This is a genomic window from Dankookia sp. GCM10030260, from assembly GCF_042666655.1.
Classification (GTDB): domain Bacteria; phylum Pseudomonadota; class Alphaproteobacteria; order Acetobacterales; family Acetobacteraceae; genus Paracraurococcus.
Genome location: NZ_JBHTDE010000002.1, coordinates 437,158 through 453,241 on the forward strand (window position 1 = coordinate 437,158; position 16,084 = coordinate 453,241).

The following is a 16,084-nucleotide window of genomic DNA, read 5'->3' on the forward strand; positions in this document are numbered from 1 at the left end:
TTTCTCAGCTCCCCTTGTGCTTATCGATCAGCTCGACGAACCGGTGGAACAGGTAATGGCTGTCCGTCGGACCCGGATTGGCTTCCGGGTGGTACTGCACCGAGAAGGCCGGTCGGTCGGTCGCGGCCAGCCCCTCGTTCGAGCCGTCGAAGAGCGAGACATGGGTCACCCGCACATTGGCGGGCAGGCTGCGCTCATCGACCGCGAAGCCGTGATTCTGGCTGGTGATCTCCACCTTGCCGGTAGTCAGGTCCTTGACGGGCTGGTTGGCGCCGCGGTGGCCGCGGTCCAGCTTGTAGGTCGTGCCGCCCAGCGCCAGGCCCAGCAACTGGTGGCCGAGGCAGATGCCGAAGACCGGCACATTCTGCTCCATCACCGCGCGGATGGCCGGCACCGCATAGGCCGCCGTCGCGGCCGGATCGCCCGGGCCGTTCGACAGGAATACGCCGTCCGGCGCGTGCCGCAGGATCTCCTCGGCGGTCGCCGTCGCCGGCACCACGGTCACCTCGAGCCCGGCGGCGGCCAGGCAGCGCAGGATGTTGCGCTTGGCGCCGTAATCCACCGCGACCACCTTGTGCTTCGGCGCTGCCTGGGTGCCGAAGCCGGCCGGCCAGGCCCATTCGGTCTCGGACCAGGCATAGGCCTGGCGGCAGGAGACCTCCTTGGCCAGGTCCATGCCTTCCAGCCCCGGCCAACCCGCGGCCTGGGCGCGCAGCGCCGTCAGGTCGAAGCGGCCATTGGCCGGGAAGCACAGCACCCCGTTCGGCGCCCCGCCATCCCGGATGCGCAGCGTCAGCGCGCGGGTGTCGAGCCCGGCGATGCCCGGCACGTCGTGGCTCTTCAGCCAAGCATCGAGGTGCCGGGTGGAGCGGTAATTCGCCGGCTCGGTCAGGTCCTGCTTGACCACCAGACCGCGGGCGACCGGGGTCGTCGCCTCCAGGTCCTCTGGGTTGGTGCCGACATTGCCGATATGCGGGAAGGTGAAGGTGATGATCTGCCCGGCATAGGAGGGGTCGGTCAGCGTCTCCTGGTAGCCGGTCATGCCGGTGTTGAAGCATACTTCCGCCACCGCGGTGGCGCCGGCAGGGGTATGGGCGCCGAAACCGGCTCCCCAGAAGACGCTGCCATCGCCGAGGACCAGGCAAGCCGTCGCACCCTCGGGGACGGTATCGGGGGCGTTGTCTGGTTGGGGCATCGTGGTCTCCGCACGGGTCTCGGGGGCGCCGGGAAGCTCGGCGAGGGACAGGCCGGTGGCCGCCAGGATGGCAGGCCAATGCCGGGGCGGGATGACGCGGGCCTGGCGCCACTTGCGCACCGCCTCGGTCCCGATGCTGCAACGCTGCGCCGCGGCCTCCAGGCCACCGAGCAAGGTGATGATGTCTTCGACCGTCCGCATGGGACCGATATGTGGGAAAGCGTTTCCCAGATCAATCCAATTTCGTCACTTGGGAAATGCTTTCCCGCCCCATGGCGATGCCGCCGGGCCATGCTACAGCCCGCAGCCAAGCCGAACACCTGACAAGGACTGCCCCATGGCCGAAGATCTCCGCACTCGTTTCAACGCGGCGCTCAAGACCGCCATGCTGGGGCGCGACGCCGCCGCCACCTCCACCCTGCGGATGATCATCGCGAAGCTGAAGGACACCGACATCGCCGCCCGGCCCTCCGGCGTCACAGCGGTGCCGGATGAGCAGATCGTCGCCATGCTGCGCGGCATGGCCAAGTCCCGCCGCGAGAGCGTCGAGCTCTACCGCCAGGGCGGCCGCGAGGAACTGGCGCGGAAGGAGGAGGCGGAGATCGTGGTGATCGAGGCGTTCCTGCCACAGCAGATGGATGCCGCCGCCACCGAGGCGGCGATCCGTGACGCCATCGCCGAATCGGGCGCCTCGGGGATCAAGGAGATGGGCAAGGTCATGGCGGTGTTGCGGGCGAAGCACGCGGCGACCATGGATCTCGGCAAGGCTGGCCCCCTGGTGAAAGCGGCCCTCGGCGGTTGATGCAGAGGCGGTGGCGGGCCGCTAGACTGGGCTGACCGCCATGGCCCTGCCCCCGCAATTCCTCGACGAACTCCGCGCCCGCACCCCGCTGCACGGGCTGATCGGCCGCAAGGCGCGCCTCGCCCGCAACGGCCGGCAGTGGAAGGGATGCTGCCCCTTCCACAACGAGAAGTCGCCGAGCTTCTACGTCTACGACGACCATTTCCACTGCTTCGGCTGCGGCGCGCATGGCGACGCCATCACCTTCCTGATGCGGGCCGAGGGTGCTTCCTTCCCGGAAGCGGTGGAGCGCCTGGCGGCCGAGGCCGGGCTGGAAGTGCCGAAGCCCACCCCGCAGGCGGCGGCGCGGGAGAAGCGGGCGCGCGATCTTCACGGCGTGCTGGCCTTGGCCGAGGCAGCCTATCGCCGCCGGCTCTTCCTGCCGGAAGGGCGCGCCGCACTCGACTATCTGCGCCGCCGCGGCCTGACCGACGAGACCATCGCCCGCTTCGGCCTCGGCTGGTCCGGCGAGGGCCGCGGGGCCTTGGCCGCGGAACTGAAGCCGGAGGGGATCGAGACCGGCCAGCTGGTCGCCTCCGGGCTGATGAAGCCGCGCGACCCGGACGACCCCGCCGCGGGCCTGTCCGACATGTTCTTCGGCCGGGTGATGTTCCCGATCCGCGACCGCCGCGGCCGCACCATCTCCTTCGGCGGCCGAACCTTGGGCGACGGCCAGCCGAAATACGTCAACGGGCCGGAAACCGAGCTGTTTTCCAAACGGCGCGGTCTCTATGGCCTCGACCTGGCGCGGGAAGGGGCCTTCCGCGGCGCCCCGGTGCTGGTGGTCGAGGGCTATATGGACGTCATCGCCCTGCACCAGGCCGGCTTCGGCGGTGCGGTCGCCCCGCTCGGCACCGCCCTGGGGGCCGAGCAGCTGGAACTGCTCTGGCAGATCTCGCCCGAGCCCATCCTGTGCTTCGACGGCGATGGCGCCGGCGCCCGGGCCGCGGCGCGCTCGGCCGAGTTGGCGCTGCCGCTGCTGAGCCCGGAGCGCAGCCTGAAGCTGGCGACGCTGACCGGCGGGGAGGACCCCGATACGCTGATCCGCAAGGGCGGCCCCCACGCCTTCCAGCCGGTGCTGGATGCGGCCCGGCCGCTGTCGGTCGCGCTCTATGACCTGGTGACCGCCGGCAAGCCGCGCGAGACGCCCGAGCAGCGCGCCGCGCTGAGGGCCCGGCTGGAGGAGGTGGCCCGGCTCATCCCGGACCGGATGCTAGCCGGCGAGTATCGCCGCAGCCTGCTCGACCGGTTCTTTGAGGCGGGGCGACGGCCGGCGCTGGCCGCCGGCGCCCGGCGTGCGCCCTGGACGGGCGGTGGTTCGGGCGGCCAGGGTGGCGGGAAATGGCGGCGCGACCCGCCGATGGGCGTCCCCGGCCTGCACCGCCCATCGATCGATGCACCCAATATCCGTCTCGACCGGGCCCGCAACCTGCTCGCCATCCTGCTGCGCCATCCGCTGCTGCTGCCGGAGGTGGAAGAGTCGTTGATGGCGCTCGACCTGCCGGACGGGGATTGCCAGGCGTTACGAACCTCCCTCCTCGCATGGCTCGGCAAGGCGGAACTCCTTGACTCGGCAGCCCTGGCGCGCCACCTCGCCCAGGACGGTATGGAGAATGCCGCCATCTGGGCCACCCGGGCCCCTGGGCTCTGCGCCGCGGCGCACCCCGCGGCCCAGCCCAAGGAGGCGCTGGACGGCTGGTGGCATTTCTTCGGGCTGCTGCGAGGCGAGGCGGAACTGGTCGAGGATCGGGCCGAAGCGCAAAGGCTGCTGGTGGAGACCAATGACCCGGCGGCGCAGCAGCGTCTGATCCGCCTGTCGGAGGCACTTGCTGTCCTGCGGGGGGGCGAAGCCGACGCCTTGCCGGAAGAGGCGACCATCCGGGGGTCTCCTGGGGCACCGCGTGCGGACACCATAGGGTAGAGGGCATCGCCCAGCACCCCGTCACATGGGGCGCAGGGCGCGTCGATGGAGCGGACGGGATGGCGAGCAAGGTCACCGGCGGCACGGATACGGTCGAGACCCGCGACGACGTGGTGGAGGGCGTGCTGCTCGACATCATGACCGCCGCGGTCAAGAAGCTGATCACCCGCGGCAAGGAGCGCGGCTACGTCACCTACGACGAGATCAATGCCGCGCTGCCACAGGACCAGGTCTCCTCCGAACTGATCGAGGACACCCTCGCCAACCTCAGCGAGATCGGCATCAACGTCGTCGACAGCGAGGAGAGCGAGGACGGCGAGGCCACGCCGGTCGCCAAGCCCGCCAGCGAGGACAAGGAAGAGAAGGACGAGGAGGAGGCGGGCGGCAACGTCGACGAGGAGAGCCTCGGCCGCACCGACGACCCTGTTCGGATGTACCTGCGCGAGATGGGCAGTGTCGAACTGCTGTCGCGCGAGGGCGAGATCGCCATCGCCAAGCGGATCGAGGCGGGGCGGGACATGATGATCGGCGGGCTCTGCGAGAGCCCGCAGACCTTCAAGGCGATCATTGCTTGGCACGAGGCGGTCAAGGAAGGCCGCATGCTGCTGCGCGACGTGATCGACCTGGAGGCAACGAATTCGGCCGACGCGCCGGACGTCCCGCCGCCCGATGCGAACGAGGAATTCGAGGAAGGCGAGGAGGGCGAGGGGCTCGGCCTGTCGCTCTCGGCGCTGGAGGAGAAGCTGAAGCCCGAGGCACTGCTCGCCTTCGAGGCTATCGAGGGCGCCTATTCCCGCCTGCAGAAGCTGCAGAACAAGCGGATGGAGGCGTATACCGCCGGAGAGGACCTGCAGGCCCGCTCCGAAAAGACCTACGAGAAGACCCGGACCGAGCTCGTGGCGCTGGTGCAGAAGGTGCACCTGCACAACAACCGTATTGAGGAACTGGTCGAGCAGCTCAAGCATCTCAACCGAAAGCTGACAGCGCTGGAGGGGCAGGTGCTCCGCATGGCCGAGGGCAGCAAGGTGAAGCGGGAAGAATTCCTGCAGAACTGGCGCGGCAGCGAGTTGGACCCCGCCTGGTTCGAGCGGCTGGCCAAGCAGACCCACAAGTCTTGGAAGACCTTCATCCTGCGGTCCCGCGACGACGTCGAATCGGTGCGCGCGCAGATGGCGACCATCGCCAACGATACCAACCTGCCGATCGCCGAATTCCGCCGGGTCTACGCCACCGTCTCGCGCGGCGAGCGCGACATGACCCAGGCGAAGAAGGAGATGATCGAGGCCAACCTGCGGCTGGTGATCTCGATCGCCAAGAAATACACCAACCGCGGACTGCAGTTCCTGGATCTCATTCAAGAAGGCAATATCGGCCTGATGAAGGCGGTCGATAAGTTTGAGTATCGCCGCGGCTACAAGTTCAGCACTTATGCGACATGGTGGATCCGCCAGGCGATCACCCGGTCCATCGCCGATCAGGCCCGCACGATCCGTATTCCCGTGCACATGATCGAGACGATCAACAAGCTGGTCCGCACCTCGCGCCAAATGCTGCACGAGATCGGTCGCGAGCCCACGCCGGAGGAACTTGCTGAGAAGCTCGGCATGCCACTGGAGAAGGTCCGCAAGGTCCTCAAGATCGCCAAGGAGCCGATCAGCCTCGAGACGCCAATCGGCGACGAGGAAGACAGCCATCTTGGCGACTTCATCGAGGACAAGGCGGCGATCATCCCGCTCGACGCCGCCATCCAATCGAACCTGCGCGAGGCCACGACCCGGGTCCTTTCCAGTCTGACCCCGCGCGAGGAACGCGTGCTGCGCATGCGCTTCGGGATCGGGATGAACACCGACCACACGCTGGAGGAGGTCGGCCAGCAGTTCAACGTGACCCGCGAGCGCATCCGCCAGATCGAGGCCAAGGCGCTGCGCAAGCTCAAGCACCCGAGCCGCAGCCGTAAGCTGCGCAGCTTCCTGGACAACTAGTCATAATGCTTCCAGGGGATTGGCTGCCGGGCGGCCAGCGACGGTGCGCCTGATGGCCGAGCCCATTACCCCGGTCGCGGTCGACGTGACCTTCCTGCGCATGGACCATGCGCCAGACGAGCGCGGGCCGAAGCTGCCGCCGGCGGCCAATGTGGTGCATGCGCGGCGCTGCAGCGTGGCCTTCTACCGCTACCTCTATCATACGGTCGGGCACGATTATGTCTGGTGGCTGCGGCGGACCCTGCCGGATGCCGAGCTCGCCGGCATCCTCAAGGACCCGGCGGTCTCCATCCATGTGCTCTATCAGGATGGCGAGCCGGCCGGCTTCTACGAGCTGGACCGGCGCAACCGGCCCTTCACCAATCTCGGCTATTTCGGCCTGTTGCCGCATGCCATCGGGCATGGGCTTGGCCAGGCCTTCCTGCGCCATGCCATCGACACCGCCTGGGCCGAGCATCCGCGCGGCCTGACGGTCAACACCTGCACCGCGGACCACCCGCGGGCACTGCCCAACTATCTCGCCAGTGGATTCGCCCGCCTGCGTACGGTGCGGGAGGTCTGGCAGGTCCCGGCCCGGCTCGGCCTGCCGATCCCGGAGCGGCTACGCCACCGCTAGCCTTGGTGCCGTCGGCTGACTGCTGCCGGTGGCAGGTGCGTGATCGATTTGGATTCGCCGCTGTCTTGCGCCGGAGCCTCGCATTGGCACCGGGCGACGCGCAGCCGGCAGGCCCGGCGCGAAACGGACCTCGAACGACCCACCGCCGGCTGCAATGCCTATCGCGCCGTCTGGTGCGGATGGGCGAGGGAAGGCGCGGTTGCTTGAGCGCGGTTCGTATCTATCTCCTGCGGATATCGCGCGGTGGCTGCGGGCGTAGGAGTCGGCACTGCGGCGGGCCGCAGCGCTCTTGCACGGAGCGGCTGAGACGGCCTGCAGCGCCCCCGCGCATCGCATCAGCGCGATCCAGAGCGATTGAAGTTGTGCCCCGCGCCATTCGGGCGCATGGTATCGCTGTCAACCCGTCTGGTTCGGCCCGTTTCGTCAGCTCTGCTAGAGCGCCGAGCCTGGTTTCCGTCCCTCATTGGCAGATTGGCCTGCCCTGCGACGTGCGTGGGGCGGAACGCATGCTTGATGGAAATGCGACAATGACTACCGGCACTGTTAAGTGGTTCAATGCCACCAAGGGCTATGGCTTCATTCAGCCCGAGGATGGGACCGCTGACGTTTTCGTGCACATCTCCGATGTCCAGCGCGCCGGGCTCCAGGGCCTGAACGACGGCCAACGCGTCAGCTTCGACGTGCAGCGTGGCAAGGAAGGCAAGCTCTCCGCCGGCAACCTCAAGCTCGACTGAGTCTGCCTGCTCGTCCGGGGGCCGGCTGCGGCCCCGGGCGCCTCCCACCTGCCCATCCCGCAGCCGAAAGGCAGGAGGATCCAATGTCACCTCACCGCTTCAACGTCGGGCAGAAGGTGGAATTCGTTCCGCATCGCTTCGACGGCAATGTCCCCCGCGGACTTTATACGGTGGTGCGGCAACTCCCCGGTCCGGACAATGACCGCGAATACCGGGTGAAGCATCAGCAGGATGGGCATGAGCGCGTGGTGCTGGAAAGCCAGCTCCGCAGCGGCGCCACCGGCGTTTTTTCCTGATAAGGCGGCCAGCGTGGCGAGACGACCGAATTACGGCCAGCAACGGGCCGAAATCAATCGCGGCAAGCTGACCAAGCAGGCCGAAAAGCAACGCGAGCGCGAGGAAGCGGTCGCACGTCGGAAGCAGGAACGTGAGGGCGGACCACTGCCTGAAGAACCGGCTGTCGACGACGCGAAGACCGAAGCCTGACGCCACCACCACGCCATCCGGTGTGGTCGATATCCCGGGATGACCGGTCCGGCCAGATTTGCCGCGGTCTTCCCGTCCGGTTCGGCCCGATGCCGAGCCAGGTGATTGCCCCCTACGGGAGGGCAGTTAGGCCCGTTCCACGAAGGGCGTGGGGCGGAATACAAGATGATGGAATACGACAATGGCTACCGGCACCGTTAAGTGGTTCAACGCGACCAAGGGCTTCGGCTTCATCCAGCCCGACACCGGCAGCGCCGATGTGTTCGTGCATATCAGCGCGCTCGAGAAGGCCGGCATCCGCGGTCTCAATGAAGGCCAGAAGGTCTCCTTTGACCTCGAGAACGACCCGCGCAAGGGCAAGGTCTCGGCCGCGAACCTGAAGCTGGCCTGATCGGCGGATTCCCTCCGGGATGGCCCCTCGAGGCCGTCCCGGCTGCGGACCCACTGTGGACCGGAGCCCGGCGTCGCTTGCGGCGTCGGGCTTCCTCGTATGAGGATTTCCCATGGCCAAGCGCCGCGATGACGGGAAGTGGGCTTTCTTCGACGTCCACTATGCCGATGGTAGCCGCACCTCGAACCGGAAGGTGCCGACCGAGATCCTCGGTGGCCTTGATGGCGACGAGCCGGCCCGCACCGAGATCGAGGCGCAGGACCAGCGGATCGCCGATGCCTCGGGCAAGCCGCGGCGGGTGATCTCGACGCTGCGCCGGGCCGTCATGGCCTGACGCATTCCGGCCAGCGGACGTGCAAGCGGCCGGCGAGGCGGGGAAAGACCAGCAACCAAACGGACCGTTCCGCGCATCGCGCGGGATGGGCCGCCTACAGAATGGATCTACGACAATGGCGACCGGTACAGTGAAATGGTTCAACGCCACCAAGGGCTTCGGCTTCATCCAGCCGGATGACAACGGCGCCGACGTGTTCGTGCATATCAGCGCCGTCGAGAAGGCCGGCATCCGCCAGCTGAACGAGGGCGACAAGGTCAGCTTCGAACTCGAGCACGACCCGCGGAAGGGCAAGTCCTCGGCCGGCAGCCTGCGGATGGTCTGACGGGCCGCGGCGGGGGCCGCATCCCCGCCGCACCCGGTAAGGCCTGACGGCCCGGTATGAAGACGGCCGGCGGGGTGACCCGCCGGCCGTCTCCCGTTCGGGGCTGCTGATCAGCCCACGGCGTCAGCCGCTATGGGCGAGTATCGCCAGCAGCAGCAGCGCCACGATGTTGGTGATCTTGATCATCGGGTTCACCGCGGGTCCCGCGGTATCCTTGTAGGGATCGCCCACCGTGTCGCCGGTCACCGCGGCCTTGTGGGCTTCCGAACCCTTGCCGCCATGGTGGCCTTCCTCGATGTATTTCTTGGCATTGTCCCAGGCGCCGCCGCCGGTGGTCATCGACACCGCGACGAAGAAGCCGTTGACGATGACACCCAGAAGCATGGCGCCCAGTGCCTCGAACCCCGCCGCCTTGCCGGCGATGGCGCTGATGCCGAAATAGATCACCAGCGGCGACAGCACCGGCAGCAGGGACGGGATCATCATCTCCTTGATCGCCGCCTTGGTCAGGATGTCGACGGCCCGGCCGTAATCCGGGCGGTCGCGGCCTTCCATGATGCCCGGCTTCTCCTTGAACTGCCGCCGCACCTCCTCGACCACGCTCATCGCCGCGCGGCCGACCGCCGTCATTGCCATGCCGCCGAACAGATAGGGCAGGGCGCCGCCAAATAGCAGGCCCACGACGACATAGGGCGAGGAGAGGCTGAAGGTGAGCGCGCCGACGCCCGCGAAATAGGGGTAGGTAGCGCTGTTGGCCGCGAAGAAGGCTAGGTCCTGGGTGTAGGCGGCGAACAGCACCAGCGCGCCGAGGCCGGCCGAGCCGATCGCGTAGCCCTTGGTGACCGCTTTCGTGGTATTGCCGACCGCGTCGAGCGCATCCGTGGTGACCCGGATCTCCTTCGGCAGTCCGGCCATCTCGGCGATGCCGCCGGCATTGTCGGTGACCGGGCCGAAGGCATCCAGCGCCACCACGACGCCGGCCAGCGCCAGCATGGTGGTGACCGCGATGGCGATGCCATAGAGGCCGGCCAGGTTGTAGCTGAACAGCACGCCGCCGATGATGATCAGAGCCGGGATGGCGGTGCTTTCCATGGAGACGGCGATGCCACGGATCACGTTGGTGCCGTGGCCGGTCACCGAACTCTCGGCGATCGCCTGCACCGGACGATAGTTGGTGCCGGTGTAGTATTCGGTCACCACGATGATCAGCCCGGTCACCGCCAGCCCGACCACGCCGCAGAGGAACAGCGAGAAAGCGTTGAAGGTGGCGCCGGCCGCGGTGATGCTGCCGGTGCCGAAGACCAGGTAGGTCAGCGGCAGCAGCGCCACCAGCGACAGCACGCCGGTGACGATGAAGCCGCGGTACATCGCGCCCATGATCGACTGGTTGGCCGGCAGCTTGACGAAATAGGTGCCGACGATGGAGGTCACGACGCAGACCGCGCCGATCGCCAGCGGATACAGCATGCCGAGCGCGAGCGACCCGGCCGGGAAGGCGATGGCCGCCAGCACCATGGTGGCGACCATGGTCACCGCATAGGTCTCGAAGAGGTCGGCTGCCATGCCGGCGCAGTCGCCGACATTGTCGCCCACGTTGTCGGCGATGGTGGCGGGGTTGCGGGGGTCGTCCTCGGGGATGCCGGCTTCGACCTTGCCGACCATGTCGCCGCCGACATCGGCGCCCTTGGTGAAGATGCCGCCGCCGAGCCGGGCAAAGATCGAGATCAGCGAGGCGCCGAAGCCGAGCGCGACCAGGCTGTCGATGACCACGCGGTCGTTCGGCGCAAGGCCCATCAACTGGGTCAGGATGAAGAAATAGACTGCGACGCCGAGCAGCGCGAGGCCGGCGACCAGCAGGCCGGTGATGGCGCCCGACTTGAAGGCAACGTCGAGGCCGGCGGCCAGAGACTGGGTGGAGGCCTGGGCGGTGCGGACATTGGCGCGCACCGACACGTTCATGCCGATGAAGCCGGCCGCGCCCGACAGGATCGCGCCGATCAGGAAGCCGATCGAGACCGGGATGCCGAGCGTGGCGACCACCAGGACGAACAGCACCACGCCGACGATGGCGATCGTGATGTATTGCCGCTTGAGATAGGCCGAGGCGCCTTCCTGGATCGCCGCGGCGATCTCCTGCATCCGGGCGCTGCCCGCATCCAGCGCCATGACCTGTTTGGCGGTGACCACGCCGTAGGCGATCGAGAGCGCCCCCAGCACGATCACCAGCAACAGTGAAATCGTCATCAAAGTCGCAACCCCCCTTTGTTGTCCCCCGCCGACCGCCGCGCCGTGCCGGCGCATGGGCCGGGCGGTGCGCCCTTCGCCGGCGCAAGCGGGACAAGGCTAGGCTGGGCTTCGGCAAGGGCGCAACGGTGGCGCTGCGGCTGCACTGGCCGGACGTCTTGCCGTCGCCACGATCCGTGGACAGGATACCGCCTTCCACAGGGGAGAGTGCCGGGTATGACGAGACGGCGAGGCCTTCTGGCCGCGACGGGGCTGCTGGGCGCGCTTGCGGCATGGCCGGGCATGGCACAGCAAGCCGCGGCGCCCGAGGTGCTGGAGAAGCGCGTCTTCGATGCGGGGGCCTTCCAGACCCGCGGCGGCGCCACCATCCCGAACACCCGCATCGGCTATCAGACCATGGGCCGGCTGAATGCGGCGGGGGACAATGCGGTCCTGATCTGCCACTTCTTCAGCGGCAACAGCCACGCATTCGGGCGCCTGTCGGCCGGTGGCCCGGCCGGCTACTGGGACGCCATCATCGGCCCCGGCAAGGCGATCGACACCGACAAGTATTTCGTCGTCTCGGCCGACACGCTGGTCAACGTCAACGTCCCGGATGCCAATACCGTCACCACCGGCCCGGCCAACATCAACCCGGATACCGGCCGGCCCTGGGGCATGGCCTTTCCCGTCATCGCCATGCGCGACTTCGTCGAGGTGCAGAAGAAACTGCTCGACAGCCTGGGCGTGAAGCGCCTGGCCCTGGTTGCCGGCCCGTCGAATGGCGGGCTGCAGACCATCGAATGGGCCGCCGCCTATCCCGACTTCGTGCAGCGCGCCATGCCCGTGATCGCCGCCGAGATCGATGCCTGGATGCAAGGCTGGCTGGACATCTGGGAAGCCCCGATTCGGCTGGACCCGGCCTGGCGGGACGGCGACTACTACGGCCAGGGGCGGGAGCCGCCGCTGCGTGGCCTGGCGGAGGCCTGGAAGATCGTCACGCTGCATGCCCGCGACCGTCCCTGGGCGAAGCAGTTCGACCGGAAGATCCCCGAAGGCCAGGACCCGGCACGCCGCATCGGCGACCGCTTCGGCATCGAGAAATGGCTGGACGACGCGGCGACGGCACGAGCCAAGACCTCGGACGCCAACTCGTTCCTGTACATGGTCCGCGCCAACCAACTGTTCCTGAACGACTACCCGAACCTTGCCGCGGCGATGGAGGGGGCGGCGAAGCGTTGGCTGGTCATCCCCTCGCCGACCGACCGGGTCTTCCTGCACGAGGGCGCGCGCGAGTTCATCGAGGTGTTGCGCAAAGGCGGCAAGCAGGTGGCGACGGCGGAGGTCACGGGACCGCTCGGCCATCTCAACGGCGTGGTCGGCATGGCACCGCTTGCCGACCGGATCCGCGGCTTCCTCGCGGAATAATGCGCCTTCTGCGGTCACGCCCTCGGCGTGGCCGCGCCGAGGTGCAGGCAACTCCGGGGGCAAGGCGTGGCCCGGCCTCACGGTCCTCCAGCCCGGGACGAGGCGCGACCCTGGCCACCGTCTCGTTCTTGGCCAACCGGATACGCAGGCCTTCGCACCGAACCGCCATGCGATGGCTCTCACGCGGTCATTTGGGCCGATGGCCCCACTGCATGATTGGGCCGGAATAAGGTGAACCCGAACGCTTCGCCCACCGAGTTGGCCCAGAGCTTTCGCAAGGGTCGATCTGGCGTGTTGGAAGCCACGCGTGCGCGACGGGTGGCGGTTGCGATATTCCGCCGCTCAGTCCCGGTCCGTGTCCCAGGCGGCGAGCGCTTCCAGATAGGCCGCGGCCGAGGCTTCCAGGCTGTTCGCCCGCCGGATATGCGCCCGTCCTGCCGCGGCGCGGGCCGCCAGGCCGGCCGGGTCGCGGAGCAGGCCGGCGACCAAGTCGGCCAGCCGCGCCGCCGGCGCCGGTCCGGGCGGCAGCTTCGCCACCACGGCATCGGGGTATTCGGCTGCCGGCCCGACCGCATCCACCACCGCCGGCAGGCCCATGCCCAGCGCCCGCACCAGCGCCCCGGAATTCTCGCCCGCCTGCGGATGGCGCAGGTTCACCAGCAGGTTGGCGGCGCGGGCATAGGGCAGGAAGGCGTCCTCCGGCAGCCAGCCGGTGACCCGGACCCGGCCCTGCAGCCCGAGCTGGCCGATCATGCCCGCCAGGTCGAGCCCGGCATCCGGCGCCCCGGCGATCACATGCAGCAGGTCAGGGAATGCCGCCGCCAGCCGCGCCACCGCCGCCAGCACCAAGTCGATCCGCTTGGCCGGCGTGGCATGGCCGAGGGAAAGCAGGATCGGCCCCCGCACCGGCAGGCCGAGGCTGCGGCGTGCCGTGGCCTGGTCCAGCCCATCCAGCGCGGCAACCTCCGGCGAAAGGTGGTGCGGGATGACCCGCAGCGGCGGCCCGCCGGGGCGCTGCACCCGCCCGGCGGCGAAGCGGCTATGCAGGATCACGCCTTGGGCGCCGTCGGTGACCTGGCGATGCAACGGCAACAGGAAGCGAAGGCCCGGGTCGAACATCCCCTGCGCCCGCAGCCGAGCCACCCGCAGCCCGGCCGCGCCATGCTCGGCGAGGAGGGCCGCCGCATATCCCGCCGGGTTGCCGCGGCCGAGGGTCAGCGCCTCCACCAGATGGTGCAGCACCGGGTCGTGCAGGGTGACGATCCCCGGCCGCCGCAGCGCCGCAAGATAGGCATGCGCATGATCGAGGCTGTTGCCGAGTTGGTGCAGATGCGTCCAGTCGCGCCACTCCGGCCGCGCCCGGTAATCCAGCACGGCGACCACCTCGATCCCCGGCAGCGGCACCACATCCTGCCGCCGTGCCACCACGGCGACGACCGGCAAGGCCCGCGCCAGCGCCGGCAGCAGTTCGGCGGCGTAGCTGGCGATGCCCGACCGGGTGGGCGGCAGCGGGGTGAAGACGACGAGGCCTCGGGGCCGGCCCGGGATCACGCCGCGGACCGCGCCTCGAGAGCGAGGAGCCTTGCTTCCAGCGTCTGCAGCCGGTGCTCCAGCTTTGCCTCGGCCGCCGCGACCAGTCCGGCGGCGTGGTCGGCAACCAAGCGGGAGATTGCCTGCACCGCCGCGTCCCGTGCCGCCGCGGCATCGCCGCCGACCGGGCCGAGCAACCCGTCCAGCCGATCCGTCACCTCCCGCCGCAGCGCGTTGAGCTCGAAATGCAGACCGGCATCGCGGGACTCGATGAGGTCGGCGGTGAAGCCGGCACCGCCCAGAAGGCCGACCGCCTCCTGCAGCCGCGCGACCTCGGCCTGCAGCCAGTCGGTCCGCAACGCCAGGGTGATCCCCAGCACCCGGGTCGGGCCGGGCGGCACGGCGGGGCCGCTGCCGAAGCCGATCCGGGCGCCGTGGCGGGCCGCTTCATCGGACCCGGCCACCTCGCGCAAGGCCTCCAGCCGCCGTTCCGGCCGGCCGGCGATGGCGTCCAGGTAGCGGCGATAGCCTGCCGCATCCGGCCAGCGGCCGAGGACGGCGAGGTAGAGGTTGACGACGAAGTCGTGGTCCTCGCCGCCGATCAGGTCGGCCGCGTCATAGGCGCGGCCGGCAGGGCCCTGGATGTCCATGGGAAAGTCCTTCACCGGGCGAGGCGGCCCTACTCGGCCGCGAGGCGCGGCGCCTCCGGGGCGGCGGCCCGGCCGATCGGCAGGACGCCGAGCCGGGCATAGAGCGCCTCCAGCCGCGCCGCATAGCGGTCCGGGCTGAACAGGGCGGCCCGACGCGGCCCGGCCTCGGCCAGCCGGGCGCGCAGCGCCGGGTCGCGGTCGACCGACTGGATCGCCTGGACCAGCGCGGAAATGTCGTAGGGGTCCACCTGGATCGCGGCATCGCCCACCACCTCGGGCATCGAGGCGGTGTTGGAGGTGATGACCGGGGTGCCGAGCAGCATCGCCTCCAGCGCCGGCAGGCCGAAGCCCTCATAGAGCGAGGGGAACAGTACCGCGCGCGCGCCGCGGATCAGGTTCACCAGCAGCCGGAAAGGGACATAGTCCAGCATCATGATGCGGTGCCGGGTGCGCAGGATCGAGCCTTCCTGCACCAGGTACTTCACGTGGTCGTCGTAGAGCAGGCGGAGTTCGTCCTCGGACTTCCAGGCCCGCTTGCCGACGATCACCAGCGGGCCCTCGACGCCGCTGGCGAGATAGGCCTGGATCATCCGGCCGACATTCTTCTTCGGTTCGATGGCGCCGAAGAAAAGCCAGTAGTTCCCGGACTGCAGCCCGAAGCTGCCGTCGATCTCGGCCCGCACCTGCTCCATCGGCAGCTCGCGCAGGCGGCGCGGGATGTCGACCGCCTGGTAGGTGTTGGTCACCCGCTCCTCGGGCACGCCGAGCAGCGAGATGATGTCCCGCCGCGAGGCTTCGGAGACCGTCACGATATGGTCGGCCCGCCGGCCGAGCATGCGGTTCAGCCGGAAATAGCGCCGCTTGTTGTCGAGGGTCGTGTAGGGCAGCCGCAGCGGCACCAGGTCATGCATGGTGTAGATGTTGCGGGCGCCGCGCAGGCGGAGCGCCAAAGGATAGGTCCAGTGCATCAGCTTCGGCTGGGCCGGGACCGTCACCGCCAAGCGGCCGCTGAAGAAGCGCTGGTGGGCCGCGGCCTGCTGGAACAGGTCCTGGGTGTTCCAGATCTCATCGAAATGCGGCAGCCGGTCGCGGAAGGTCGCGGTGACCACCTTGCCGGTGATCGGCACCGGTACCGCCAGCTCGCCAAAGGGCGCGCGCAGCATCCGCTTGGCCCGGCGGAGCGCCACGAGCCATTTCGGCGGATCGCCGACCCTTTCGTCGAAGAAGGCGATCTCCCGGATCAGCGACAACGCCGAGGGGGATGCCCGCGTCCCGTAGAGCACCCCGACCTGATGCCCCAGGCGCTCCATGGCGAAGCTTAGGTTCCGGGCATAGGTAGCAACGCCAGTTCCTTGATTCAACGCCAGATTGTAGCCGTCGAGGAAGATGCGTGACGGCCTGGTCATGCCTGGACCTCCCCGTCCTTGG

Annotated in this window: 16 protein-coding genes; 11 read left to right on the forward strand and 5 right to left on the reverse strand. The window is 68.8% G+C overall.

The window, feature by feature from the left end; all coding sequences use genetic code 11:
• Positions 1 to 4 precede the first annotated feature (4 nt).
• Positions 5 to 1,396, reverse strand: coding sequence for a glutamine-hydrolyzing carbamoyl-phosphate synthase small subunit (carA, locus tag ACFQS7_RS08510; protein ID WP_380066614.1), 1,392 nt, complete (start codon positions 1,394 to 1,396; stop codon positions 5 to 7).
• A 136-nt stretch (positions 1,397 to 1,532) separates the two neighbouring features.
• Between carA and ACFQS7_RS08515 the strand changes: the two genes are divergently transcribed.
• The 10 genes from ACFQS7_RS08515 (at position 1,533) to ACFQS7_RS08560 (ending at position 8,825) form a co-directional block, all read left to right on the forward strand.
• A complete protein-coding gene (locus ACFQS7_RS08515) occupies positions 1,533 to 1,997 on the forward strand; it encodes a GatB/YqeY domain-containing protein (RefSeq protein ID WP_380066615.1) in 465 nt (154 codons plus the stop codon).
• 40 nt (positions 1,998 to 2,037) lie between these two features.
• On the forward strand, positions 2,038 to 3,957 hold the full coding sequence (gene dnaG / locus ACFQS7_RS08520; RefSeq protein ID WP_380066616.1) for a DNA primase: 1,920 nt from the start codon (positions 2,038 to 2,040) through the stop codon (positions 3,955 to 3,957).
• A gap of 59 nt (positions 3,958 to 4,016) precedes the next feature.
• Positions 4,017 to 5,939 carry an RNA polymerase sigma factor RpoD gene (gene rpoD, locus ACFQS7_RS08525; protein ID WP_380066617.1) on the forward strand — a complete coding sequence of 641 codons (1,923 nt, stop codon included), beginning with the start codon at positions 4,017 to 4,019 and terminating at the stop codon, positions 5,937 to 5,939.
• 52 nt (positions 5,940 to 5,991) lie between these two features.
• Positions 5,992 to 6,555: a GNAT family N-acetyltransferase gene (locus tag ACFQS7_RS08530; RefSeq protein ID WP_380066618.1), complete on the forward strand. Its 564-nt coding sequence runs from the start codon at positions 5,992 to 5,994 to the stop codon at positions 6,553 to 6,555.
• 527 nt (positions 6,556 to 7,082) lie between these two features.
• The gene (locus ACFQS7_RS08535; protein ID WP_380066619.1) at positions 7,083 to 7,289 is read left to right on the forward strand and encodes a cold-shock protein; all 207 of its coding nucleotides are present in this window, start codon (positions 7,083 to 7,085) and stop codon (positions 7,287 to 7,289) included.
• A gap of 83 nt (positions 7,290 to 7,372) precedes the next feature.
• Complete coding sequence (locus tag ACFQS7_RS08540) at positions 7,373 to 7,585, forward strand: hypothetical protein (protein WP_133286836.1); 213 nt, start codon at positions 7,373 to 7,375, stop codon at positions 7,583 to 7,585.
• A gap of 13 nt (positions 7,586 to 7,598) precedes the next feature.
• Complete coding sequence (locus ACFQS7_RS08545) at positions 7,599 to 7,775, forward strand: hypothetical protein (RefSeq protein ID WP_380066620.1); 177 nt, start codon at positions 7,599 to 7,601, stop codon at positions 7,773 to 7,775.
• 181 nt (positions 7,776 to 7,956) lie between these two features.
• Positions 7,957 to 8,166, forward strand: coding sequence for a cold-shock protein (locus ACFQS7_RS08550; protein ID WP_380066621.1), 210 nt, complete (start codon positions 7,957 to 7,959; stop codon positions 8,164 to 8,166).
• 112 nt (positions 8,167 to 8,278) lie between these two features.
• Positions 8,279 to 8,500 carry a hypothetical protein gene (locus ACFQS7_RS08555; RefSeq protein ID WP_380066622.1) on the forward strand — a complete coding sequence of 74 codons (222 nt, stop codon included), beginning with the start codon at positions 8,279 to 8,281 and terminating at the stop codon, positions 8,498 to 8,500.
• Positions 8,501 to 8,615: 115 nt separating this feature from the next.
• Complete coding sequence (locus ACFQS7_RS08560) at positions 8,616 to 8,825, forward strand: cold-shock protein (RefSeq protein ID WP_380066623.1); 210 nt, start codon at positions 8,616 to 8,618, stop codon at positions 8,823 to 8,825.
• Between the two features lie 123 nt (positions 8,826 to 8,948).
• On the opposite strand, the gene ACFQS7_RS08565 is transcribed toward ACFQS7_RS08560, so the two are convergent.
• Positions 8,949 to 11,069 carry a sodium-translocating pyrophosphatase gene (locus ACFQS7_RS08565; RefSeq protein ID WP_380066624.1) on the reverse strand — a complete coding sequence of 707 codons (2,121 nt, stop codon included), beginning with the start codon at positions 11,067 to 11,069 and terminating at the stop codon, positions 8,949 to 8,951.
• 282 nt (positions 11,070 to 11,351) lie between these two features.
• Here ACFQS7_RS08565 and ACFQS7_RS08570 point away from each other — a divergent pair, with 282 nt between their 5' ends.
• A complete protein-coding gene (locus tag ACFQS7_RS08570; RefSeq protein WP_380066625.1) occupies positions 11,352 to 12,476 on the forward strand; it encodes a homoserine O-acetyltransferase in 1,125 nt (374 codons plus the stop codon).
• Between the two features lie 342 nt (positions 12,477 to 12,818).
• On the opposite strand, the gene ACFQS7_RS08575 is transcribed toward ACFQS7_RS08570, so the two are convergent.
• The 3 genes from ACFQS7_RS08575 to ACFQS7_RS08585 are packed head-to-tail and all read right to left on the reverse strand — an operon-like array spanning position 12,819 to position 16,062.
• Positions 12,819 to 14,027, reverse strand: a complete 1,209-nt coding sequence (locus tag ACFQS7_RS08575) for a glycosyltransferase (RefSeq protein ID WP_380066626.1) — start codon at positions 14,025 to 14,027, stop codon at positions 12,819 to 12,821.
• Entirely contained in the window at positions 14,024 to 14,656 is a 633-nt protein-coding gene (locus ACFQS7_RS08580; RefSeq protein WP_380066627.1) for a DUF4214 domain-containing protein, read from the reverse strand. The genes ACFQS7_RS08575 and ACFQS7_RS08580 overlap by 4 nt, the downstream gene beginning before the upstream one ends.
• Before the next feature lie 29 nt (positions 14,657 to 14,685).
• The gene (locus ACFQS7_RS08585) at positions 14,686 to 16,062 is read right to left on the reverse strand and encodes a glycosyltransferase family 4 protein (protein WP_380066628.1); all 1,377 of its coding nucleotides are present in this window, start codon (positions 16,060 to 16,062) and stop codon (positions 14,686 to 14,688) included.
• Positions 16,063 to 16,084: the final 22 nt, after the last annotated feature.